The following is a 9,292-nucleotide window of genomic DNA, read 5'->3' as shown; positions in this document are numbered from 1 at the left end:
TATTTATTCTTATCTCTATTTTTTTATATAAGCGCATGTTCTCCAATGGAGATAGATAACTCTTATCCTAATCAAAAAATCGAAAATCCAAAACCTAAATTTGAACATTCTAAATTTTTCTTAAATGGAGTTGGTGATATTCATATTGGGGATACATTTAATAAAAAATCTTTTGTAAAAGCTGAGGAAGAAATTGAAGGATGTTTTCATGCTGAAAATAAGGAGTATCCAGATTTTTCTTTTAAATTTATAGATAATAAATTAGTAGAAATAGAATCGTATTCAAAAAATCAAGTCATTTCACCGTATGGGATAAAAATAGGAGATATGCCGAAATTAATATATCAAAAACATAAAGGAGAAAAAGAAGAAATAATGAATCATCCTTATGGTGATGAAAATGATAAAGTTATTTTTTATTGGTACAAAGTTAATGATGAAGATTTAGGTATTAAATATGTTATTATGAACAACAAAGTAGAGAGTATTAGTGTGGGTAAAAAAGAACAATTACCTTATATGGAAGGTTGTTTGTAATTTAGGATCTAATTTACAGATAATCAAGAGTTGAAGAAATATACTGATACATTGATGATATTTTGAAGCTAAAGGTAATTTACATAAAAATGTAAGTTACATGGTTCAAGATAATATTGTCACAAATGTTAGAATATCTGAAAGCAATGTTGCTTTGCCTTATGGTGTGAAGCGATATAGTTACTTATATTTCTATCGGTCTCAAAGATTCTCTATTGTTGATGGAAGGCTGCGCTTAATTGATCTCTATATGTTGATGCCGTCTGAAAGTATATTTCAGACGGCATTTACTTTTAGTCGATAGATATAGGAAAGTTTTTTTCTGATGAAGAGTTCAATATTTTTAGTTTAGCGGTTTGAAAAGCAAAATCACCAAACATGATGATAAGTGGATTTTGCTTCCAAGTGTCTTATACATTGAACAAGAAATGAATCACATCGCCATCCTGCACCACATATTCCTTGCCTTCGGCACGCATTTTGCCGGCTTCTTTGGCTTTGGCTTCGCCGCCTAAAGTAACGAAATCGTCGTAAGAAATCACTTGGGCGCGGATGAAGCCGCGTTCGAAATCGGTGTGGATCACGCCGGCGGCTTGCGGGGCGGTGTCTCCTTTGCGGATGGTCCAAGCGCGGACTTCTTTTACGCCGGCGGTGAAGTAGGTTTGCAGGCCGAGCAGGTCGTAGCCTGCGCGGATCAGGCGGTTGAGGCCGGGTTCTTCCAAGCCCATTTCGGCGAGAAATTCGGCTTTTTCTTCATCTTCGAGTTCGGCAATTTCGCTTTCCAGTGCGGCGCACACGGCAACTACGGGGGCGTTTTCTTTGGCGGCCAATTCTTTCAGGCGCTCTAAGTGCGGGTTGTTTTCAAAACCGTCTTCGGCCACATTACCTACATACATGGCGGGTTTGGCGGTGAGCAGAAACAGGGGGCGCAGCATGGCAAGTTCTTCTGCATCAAGGCCGAACGAGCGCACGGGTTTGCCTTCGTTGAGATGGGGCAGTAGTTTTTCGCACAGGGCAACGAGTTTTTGTGCGTCTTTATCGCCTGATTTGGCGCGTTTTCCTTCACGGGTGATGGCTTTTTCTACGCTGGCAAGGTCGGCCAATGCCAGCTCGGTGCCGATGGTTTCGATGTCGGCAATGGGATCGACTTTGCCGGAAACGTGCACGATATTGTCGTCGTCGAAGCAGCGAACCACGTTCACAATAGCATCGGTTTCGCGGATGTTGGCGAGAAACTGGTTGCCCAAACCTTCGCCTTTGCTCGCGCCTGCTACCAAGCCTGCGATGTCGACAAATTCGACAATGGCGGGTTGCATTTTTTGCGGATTAACGATTTTAGCCAGCTCGGCCATGCGTGGATCGGGCACTTCGACGATGCCGACGTTGGGTTCAATCGTACAGAAGGGATAGTTGGCCGCTTCGATACCGGATTGGGTTAAGGCGTTAAACAAGGTGGATTTGCCGACGTTGGGCAGGCCGACGATGCCGCATTTTAAGCTCATGGAGTTTCCTGAAATTGCTGAATATAATAAACGGGCGATTTTACCATATTTCAGACGGCCTCAAGCCGCTATCTTTGATAGGTTTTTAGGTGGAATAGGGTAACGCTTCGGCATCATGTACCGCAAATTCCGCTATATCCTGTCGGTCTGATTCGGTTTGCCAAAAGTGCCGGTACTGAGCCATCTGAAAGCGGTGTGCTTAAACCTGTTTCAAAACAGCCAAGAGGCTTATTGTAGCTGTTGCTGTTTAAAAGGCATCCGATTGCTTGAAAAACAGGCAATCCAAAAAGAAAACAGAAAAGCTTAGGCAAAACCGGTGTTTCTCAATATACGATATACGGATTTTAAAAGCTGTCGTTTGAATCTGATTGTTTTGAAAAAAGAAAAAGTATTCCCGCCGCAGCGGGAATACTAACGGATGATTGAATCTGTTCACAAAGCCGTTGCCCAATGCAGCTTGCTTTGGGAAGAGACTTGGGTAACTTCGTTGGTGTCTAAATTAATGGCGGTAAGTTGGCCGCCCCACAGCGCGCCGGTGTCGAGCGAGATGACGCGGTAGTTGTTGAGATAGCCGAGTGCCGACCAATGGCCGAATACGATGGTATGGCTCAAGTGTTGGCGTTCGGGTGCTTCAAACCACGGGCGCAGGTCGTCGGGCATGTCTTTAAGCCCGCCTTTGAAATCATAGTCGAGCTTGTTTTTGAAGGTGAGCGCGCGCATACGGGTAAAGACGTTGGTAATCATGCGTAGGCGGTCGTAGCCGGTGAGGCTGTTTTTCCATTTTTTAGGTTTGTCGCCGTACATGTTGAGAAAATAGTCTTTGGCGCGGTCGCTTTTCAATTCGGTTTCAACTTCGAGCGCGAGGCTTTCGGCTTTGTCGATATCCCATTTGGGCAGCAGCCCGGCGTGCACCAAAACATGCTTGTCGCCGCGGATCAAGAGCGGTTGGGCGCGCACCCAATCAAGCATTTTGCGGTTGTCGGGGTGTTCGAGAATCGGTGCGATGGTGTCGCCGCGTCTGATTTTGCCGAAGCCGTAAGATACGGCCAGCATGTGCAGGTCGTGGTTGCCGAGCACGGTGCGGATGCTACTTTCGTGCTTCATCACAAATTGCAGGGCCTCGAGCGACTGTGGGCCGCGGTTGACGATGTCACCCGTGAGCCACAGAGTGTCGGTGCCGTGGTTAAAGCCTATTTTGGCGAGCAGGGCGTTGAGTTCGGCAAAGCAGCCTTGAATATCGCCGATTGCATAATGTGCCATGTGTGTGAATCCGTGTGGTTGGATGAGGTGTGTGAGGCCGTCTGAATCATGTTCAGACGGCATTATCATTATATTTTAAATCAGCTGTTCAGCACCAATACGGCTTCCGCTTCCACTTGCACGCCTTTGGGTAGGCCGGCAACTTCGACAGCGGCACGGGCGGGAAAGGGTTGGCTGAAGTATTCGGCCATCACTTCGTTGAATACGGCGAAGTTGCCTAAGTCGGTGAGGTAGGCGTTGACTTTGACGATGTCGTCTAAAGAACCGCCCGCCGCTTGCGCCACGGCTTGCAGGTTTTTAAATACTTGGTGCGCTTCGGCGCGGAAATCGCCGTTGCCGACTACGGTCATGGTGGCGGGGTCGAGCGGGATTTGGCCGCTCATGTAAACGGTGTTTCCTGCGCGAACGGCTTGGCTGTATGCGCCGATGGCGGCAGGGGCGTTGTCGGTGTGGATGATGGTTTTAGCCATGGGGAGATTCCTTTTCTTCAGAAGATTGTTCGGGTTCGGATTTTGTAGTATCGGTTTGATTATTTTCAGTAGTGTTCTCCGCTTGTTCGTTTTTTGATTCGGATTTGTTAAAACGAGTCTTAAAATTAGTTAAATGGGTACGAATTCGATTCAAAAATCCAGGTTCTTCACGATAAGAAAGTATAAATCCAGCTAAAGAGCCAATAGCAATAATTTCGAATAATTTACTAATAAATTTTAGAAATGAATCCCAAAATTCATTGTTATTAGTTGATTTTGAAGATGTTGCTCCATTTTTGGGGTTGTTAGGTAATTTATTGTTTTCTGCTGATACTTTTTCCTCTGTTGCTGATGGAGCTGTTTTAATTTCATTAGCAGTATATTCTGCTTGAGATGAATTTTTATTTTCAAGGTTATCTTCAATTGTGATATGAATTCCTATGAGAAACACTAGAGCGACAGTTACCCTAATCAAGTTTTGGCAATTTTTTTTAAGATTTATTGCGGTTATTGCAAGTCGAATAATAAAAAAAGTTGATATGAATATTATGAAATTGAAACATATAAATTCTAATAGAGATGTATATGGATATTGATTTTCAAGATCACTAACTATGTAAACCGTAGCAGAATAAAAAACAAATGAAATTAAAAATATACGTGTAATTAAATTCACATTGGGTTTTTCAAAAAAATTTTTATTGAATTTTTATATTTGTTATAGAAAGCAGGAAAGTAAGAATAAAATGCGATAATCAAAATAATTAATGTAATTATAATCATAATAACAGTAATATTGTTTAAGGCCATCTGGGCTTCTCCTATATTTTATTTCTCAAAATTTTCAGCATTTTATAAATTCAGGAGAAACGAATCAATCAATTACCCAATTCCTCGCTGCATCCATATCCGCCCAAATCTGTTTTTTCAAATCGTCGATGTTGTCGAACTTGGCTTCGTCGCGCAGTTTGTGCAGGAAACGCACGCGGATGCGTTGGCCGTATAAATCGCCGTTGAAGTCGAACAGATGCACTTCGAGCTTTTGGCGGCGGGTTGCGGATACGGTGGGGTTGAAGCCGAAGCTGGCTACGCCGCGGCGGGTGCCGAAGCTGCCTTCCGCTTCGACCACAAACACGCCGCTGAGGGCGTAGTGGTGTTGGGGAAGCTGCACGTTGGCGGTGGGGCAGCCGATGGTGCGGCCGAGCTTGGCGCCGTGTTTGACTTTGCCGCTGAGTGCGTAGTCGTGGCCGAGCAGTTTGCCGGCATATTCCAAGAGGCCGTCTGAAAGGGCTTTGCGGATGGCGGTGCTGCTGGCGCGGATGTTTTCCACCAGCACGGAAGGGGTGCGCTCGGTAACCATGTCGGGCTGGCTTTGCAGCAGGGCGAAATCGCCTTCGCGCCCTGCGCCGAAGCGGAAATCGTCGCCGATGAGCAGGTATTTGGTGTTGAGGGTTTCGCGCAGCAGGCGGCTGATGAAGTTTTGGGCGTTGATGTCGGCAAAGGCTTGGTTGAAACGCAGCACCCACACAGCATCGACGCAGCCGGTTTCGCGCAGTAGGTGCAGTTTGCTGCGCAGCGGGCTGAGGCGGTAGGGCAGTTCGCGTCCTTGTTTGCGGGCGAAAAATTCTTGCGGCTGCGGCTCGAAAATCACGGCAACCACGGGCAGGCCGCGGCTTTGTGCTTCTTGTTTGAGCCGTTGCAGGATGTGGCGGTGGCCGAGATGCACGCCGTCGAAATTGCCGATGGTAACGGCTGAGCCTTGGGGAAAGTCGGGGCGGCTGCCCAAACCGAACCAGATTTTCATGGGTAATGTCTGTGTGTGTGAAAAAACGGAGTATTGTAAGCTGAATCGGCGGCGGGGGGAATGCTGCGGTCAATAGCTTTTTTTGATGTATGTGGTTTATTTCGGTTAGTTTGTTATATGGGCGCAGCGGTTTGGCGGGGAATGGTGTGAGGCCGTCTGAAAGCGGGTAAAGTGGGTTTTGTTAAAGTTCACTAAAGTCTGTTTTCAGACGGCCTTAAACAGATTAGCCGTCGCCGCGTTCCAGCAGCATCAGCAGCATAGCGGCGTTCAGCACCAACACATCGTCTTCTGCCGGAGCTTGGGCGGTTTTTTCCAAGCTGAATTTGCGTTCAAGAAACGAAGCGTTTTTCTTGAGAAGGTAGGTTTCGCGTCCGTCGGGCGTGGCGATGGTGTAGGTCGGGTTGAGGAAGTAGCCGGTGAGCATGCCGATAAAGGGAATTTCGCCGACGATGCCGTCCACCACGGCTACCCACGGATTGGCTTCGTGCAGGGTGTAGCGCAGGTTGCCCGCTGCGTCGCTGAGGGTATAGCTGGTTTTCCACAATGATTTCATGCCGCTGCGCTTGATGCTGCCGATGGTTCGGCCTGCCGCGTCGCGCACGGTGTAGCTGGCATTGAAGTCGATAATGCGGTCGGCGTCGATGGTGTAGAGCTTCTCGTTGCGGCTGCTGTTGCGGAAAATTTCGATGGATTCTTTGATCTTAAAAATCTTCTGCCGCGTGTAGGCCACTTCTTCGCCTTGCGCGTTGAATACGGTGAAGTCGTTGGACGGCGTGAAGATTTTGAAGGTGAAGTTAAGGGGGAATTGAAGGTTTTGCATGTGTTGTTTCGAGGAATCAAGAGGTTGCCGATTATAGCAAATTTTGATTCGTTATGACGGAGTTATGTTTGAAGAGGCCGTCTGAAAACGAACTTTGTGAGTTTCGCCAAAACCTGCAAAGCTAGTTTTCAGACGGCCTTATTTAAGTTAAGCAAACAGCCCGCCGGATGTGCGGGCTGCGGGGAAAGCTGTATGTTTTCAGACGGCCTGATCAGCCTTTTTTAAGATGGAGGACAAAGGCTACTACGGCGGCCACGGCAAAGAAATAGCCTAGGTAAGGCGTGCTGTTCGGCTTATGGACAACCACAAAATTGATAACTGAAAGCACTACAAACACGATGGAAAGTTTTAAATAGTATCCTTTTTTCATTTTAAGCCTTTCTTTTATTGGATGAAAAACATTTCAATGTCGGATGCCGAAGCAGCGTTGTTATCTTGAGCTTCACGGCAAGCCTGCATGTGAAGACAGCTTTTGCCGATAAAGGTTCTTATGCTGTTGATATTTTTATGAGATTTCAGAAAAAAAGGCCGTCTGAAAATTGAAATGGTAACGCAAATGCCGGATAACGCATTCGGCCGTCTGAAAGGGGCAACGCCGCTGCTGCATTCCGACCAAGGCGTACTGTATCGAACCGGTGCTTATCGGGCGAAATCGGCGGAGAACGGGATTGAGCAAAGCATTTCGCGCAAAGGCAACTGCCGGGACAATGCGCCGATCGAGAGTTTCTTCGGCACATTGAAAACGGAAAGCTTTTATGAAGAAGGTGTACTATCGGTGACCGAGCTGACAACGGTGATCAATGATTACATCCATTACTACAATCATAAACGCATTAGTTTAAACTTAAAAAAGCTGAGCCCTGTGGCCTATAGAACTCAGCTTGAAGAGGCTGTTTGAGAAAAATTCTTAACTTGTCCAGGGATTGGGGGACAGTTCATTTTTTTCAGACGGCCTGATTAAAGGGTGCGGCGGTTATTTGGCTATGGGCGTCGCTTGATAGAAAGCCAGTTTCAACTCGCCGTTTTCGATTTCCCAAACCGATACGGCGCGGTTGTTGAGCTTTCTGGGCTGCCCGTCCACCAATATATCGGCTTGGAAATCGGCGCGCACCAAAATGGCCGTGCCCAGATTCCGGATTTCGTGAATGGGATAATGAATGGCTTGGTAAACGTAAAAACCGGAATGCAGCTTGCCCATTAAAGCATCCAAGTCATCTACGGTGCCGCTGGTATGCACATAACAGAGGTTGGGGCTGCACATGGCGGCAAATTCTTCGTAACGTTGGTTGATCAGGCAATCGGCTCTTTGCTGTTCGGCGGCGCGGACGGCTTCCTGCCAATTTTGTTCTGTGTTCATCAATCTTTCTCCTGTTCGGTTTGCGTTGTTAATTATTTTGCTGCCGTTGCATCTTAATTCTAATTTGTGCGTTTTATTGTTCTAAATTCCAAAACATTGTATTTGCCCGCAGCATGACTACAGTTGGGTTCAAACAGAATAGAATAATGACGGACTCTACCTTACGGTAAGGATTAGATTTATTTTCAACAAGGCAAACCACCATGATAGACAAAACAACCCGTTCTCTGGAGGATGTGCTGGCTCAAATTTCAGACGGCGCCCGTATTATGATCGGCGGTTTCGGTACGGCAGGGCAGCCTGCCGGATTGATCGACGGCCTGATTGAAACGGGAGCGAAAGATTTGGTCATCATCAACAACAATGCAGGCAATGGCGATTACGGTTTGGCCAAACTGCTGAAAACCGGTGCGGTGCGCAAAATCATCTGCTCTTTTCCGCGCCAATCCGATTCTTGGGTTTTCGACGAGCTTTACCGCGCCGGAAAAATCGAGCTGGAACTGGTGCCGCAAGGCAACCTTGCCTGCCGCATTCAGGCGGCGGGCATGGGGTTGGGCGCGGTGTTTACGCCTACCGGCTACGGCACCCTGTTGGCGGAAGGCAAAGAAACCCGCCATATCGACGGCAAAGATTATGTGCTCGAGTATCCCATCAAAGCGGATTTTGCGCTGATTAAAGCTTTCAAAGGCGACCGCTGGGGTAATTTGGTTTACCGTAAATCGGCGCGTAATTTCGGCCCGATTATGGCGGCGGCAGCCGATGTAACCATTGCCGAAGTGTCGGAAATCGTTGAATTGGGGGCTTTAGATCCCGAACACATCATCACACCGGGAATTTTTGTCCGGCACGTCGTTAAAATTTGATAAGGAGAGCAGCGGTGAACTACCAAAAACTCAACCGTGAACAAATCGCCATGCGCGTTGCCGCAGATATTCCCGACGGTGCTTACGTTAATCTCGGCATCGGGCTACCGACCAAAATTGCGGCATATCTGCCCGAAGACAAAGAAATCTTTCTGCATTCCGAAAACGGCCTGCTGGCATTCGGCCCGCCGCCCGCTCCCGGCGAAGAAGACCCCGATTTGATTAACGCCGGTAAAGAATACGTTACGCTGCAAACTGGCGGATGCTACTTCCACCACGGCGACTCTTTCGCCATGATGCGCGGCGGCCATCTCGATATTTGCGTATTGGGTGCGTTTCAAGTGTCGGCCAATGGAGATTTGGCCAACTGGCACACCGGTGCGCCCGATGCCATTCCGGCGGTAGGCGGTGCAATGGACTTGGCCGTCGGTGCCAAAAAAGTGTGGGTAACGATGGAGCACACAAGCAAGCAGGGCGAGCCTAAAATTGTGCAAAACCTCACTTATCCGGCAACCGGCCTGCATTGCGTTAACCGCATCTACACCGATTTATGCGTTATCGATTTGGACGGAGAGTGTTTGCGCGTGATTGAAAAAGTCGACGGCTTGGACTTTGAAGAACTGCAAAAACTGACCGATGCCCCCTTAATCGACGCCACAGCAGGAGCAAAGAAATGAAA

General features: G+C 47.5%; 12 protein-coding genes. 4 read left to right on the top strand and 8 right to left on the bottom strand.

All coding sequences use genetic code 11. The annotated features are described in order from the left end of the window. Positions 1-537: hypothetical protein (locus tag AKG43_RS06525; RefSeq protein ID WP_231718121.1), on the top strand; the 537-nt coding region annotated here is incomplete at its 5' end. A gap of 410 nt (positions 538-947) precedes the next feature. Here the strand turns inward: AKG43_RS06525 and ychF are convergent. The 7 genes from ychF to AKG43_RS12760 all read right to left on the bottom strand — a co-directional run bounded on the left by ychF (position 948) and on the right by AKG43_RS12760 (position 6,763). Then, on the bottom strand, positions 948-2,039 hold the full coding sequence (ychF, locus tag AKG43_RS06520; protein WP_054599757.1) for a redox-regulated ATPase YchF: 1,092 nt from the start codon (positions 2,037-2,039) through the stop codon (positions 948-950). A gap of 432 nt (positions 2,040-2,471) precedes the next feature. Then, positions 2,472-3,299: a symmetrical bis(5'-nucleosyl)-tetraphosphatase gene (locus AKG43_RS06515; protein ID WP_054599756.1), complete on the bottom strand. Its 828-nt coding sequence runs from the start codon at positions 3,297-3,299 to the stop codon at positions 2,472-2,474. Between the two features lie 80 nt (positions 3,300-3,379). Continuing rightward, entirely contained in the window at positions 3,380-3,769 is a 390-nt protein-coding gene (locus tag AKG43_RS06510) for a RidA family protein (protein WP_054599755.1), read from the bottom strand. After that, positions 3,762-4,445, bottom strand: a complete 684-nt coding sequence (locus tag AKG43_RS06505) for a hypothetical protein (protein ID WP_054599754.1) — start codon at positions 4,443-4,445, stop codon at positions 3,762-3,764. The genes AKG43_RS06510 and AKG43_RS06505 overlap by 8 nt, the downstream gene beginning before the upstream one ends. Before the next feature lie 198 nt (positions 4,446-4,643). Beyond that, positions 4,644-5,573, bottom strand: coding sequence for a bifunctional riboflavin kinase/FAD synthetase (gene ribF, locus AKG43_RS06500; protein ID WP_054599753.1), 930 nt, complete (start codon positions 5,571-5,573; stop codon positions 4,644-4,646). A gap of 223 nt (positions 5,574-5,796) precedes the next feature. Continuing rightward, positions 5,797-6,393: a hypothetical protein gene (locus tag AKG43_RS06495; RefSeq protein WP_054599752.1), complete on the bottom strand. Its 597-nt coding sequence runs from the start codon at positions 6,391-6,393 to the stop codon at positions 5,797-5,799. A gap of 211 nt (positions 6,394-6,604) precedes the next feature. Further along, positions 6,605-6,763, bottom strand: a complete 159-nt coding sequence (locus AKG43_RS12760; protein WP_156300630.1) for a hypothetical protein — start codon at positions 6,761-6,763, stop codon at positions 6,605-6,607. A 186-nt stretch (positions 6,764-6,949) separates the two neighbouring features. Between AKG43_RS12760 and AKG43_RS13530 the strand changes: the two genes are divergently transcribed. Continuing rightward, positions 6,950-7,291, top strand: a complete 342-nt coding sequence (locus tag AKG43_RS13530; RefSeq protein WP_197273128.1) for an IS3 family transposase — start codon at positions 6,950-6,952, stop codon at positions 7,289-7,291. Positions 7,292-7,366: 75 nt separating this feature from the next. On the opposite strand, the gene AKG43_RS06485 is transcribed toward AKG43_RS13530, so the two are convergent. Next, positions 7,367-7,750, bottom strand: coding sequence for a nuclear transport factor 2 family protein (locus AKG43_RS06485; RefSeq protein ID WP_054599751.1), 384 nt, complete (start codon positions 7,748-7,750; stop codon positions 7,367-7,369). A 203-nt stretch (positions 7,751-7,953) separates the two neighbouring features. Between AKG43_RS06485 and AKG43_RS06480 the strand changes: the two genes are divergently transcribed. Further along, positions 7,954-8,613, top strand: a complete 660-nt coding sequence (locus tag AKG43_RS06480) for a 3-oxoacid CoA-transferase subunit A (protein WP_054599750.1) — start codon at positions 7,954-7,956, stop codon at positions 8,611-8,613. A 14-nt stretch (positions 8,614-8,627) separates the two neighbouring features. Beyond that, entirely contained in the window at positions 8,628-9,290 is a 663-nt protein-coding gene (locus AKG43_RS06475) for a 3-oxoacid CoA-transferase subunit B (RefSeq protein ID WP_054599749.1), read from the top strand. Positions 9,291-9,292 lie beyond the last annotated feature (2 nt).

It is taken from the genome of Neisseria sp. 74A18, assembly GCF_001308005.1.
Classification (GTDB): domain Bacteria; phylum Pseudomonadota; class Gammaproteobacteria; order Burkholderiales; family Neisseriaceae; genus Neisseria; species Neisseria dumasiana.
Note: the sequence above shows the minus strand (reverse complement) of the source record. Positions and strands in the feature narration are given on the sequence as shown.

What these genes read in the sequence shown, in the direction of transcription:
- ychF (WP_054599757.1), bottom strand. Translation starts at nt 2,039, where the DNA reads ATGAGCTTAAAATGCGGCATCGTCGGCCTGCCCAACGTCGGCAAATCC.
- AKG43_RS06515 (WP_054599756.1), bottom strand. Translation starts at nt 3,299, where the DNA reads ATGGCACATTATGCAATCGGCGATATTCAAGGCTGCTTTGCCGAACTC.
- AKG43_RS06510 (WP_054599755.1), bottom strand. Translation starts at nt 3,769, where the DNA reads ATGGCTAAAACCATCATCCACACCGACAACGCCCCTGCCGCCATCGGC.
- ribF (WP_054599753.1), bottom strand. Translation starts at nt 5,573, where the DNA reads ATGAAAATCTGGTTCGGTTTGGGCAGCCGCCCCGACTTTCCCCAAGGC.
- AKG43_RS06495 (WP_054599752.1), bottom strand. Translation starts at nt 6,393, where the DNA reads ATGCAAAACCTTCAATTCCCCCTTAACTTCACCTTCAAAATCTTCACG.
- AKG43_RS12760 (WP_156300630.1), bottom strand. Translation starts at nt 6,763, where the DNA reads ATGAAAAAAGGATACTATTTAAAACTTTCCATCGTGTTTGTAGTGCTT.
- AKG43_RS13530 (WP_197273128.1), top strand. Translation starts at nt 6,950, where the DNA reads ATGCCGGATAACGCATTCGGCCGTCTGAAAGGGGCAACGCCGCTGCTG.
- AKG43_RS06485 (WP_054599751.1), bottom strand. Translation starts at nt 7,750, where the DNA reads ATGAACACAGAACAAAATTGGCAGGAAGCCGTCCGCGCCGCCGAACAG.
- AKG43_RS06480 (WP_054599750.1), top strand. Translation starts at nt 7,954, where the DNA reads ATGATAGACAAAACAACCCGTTCTCTGGAGGATGTGCTGGCTCAAATT.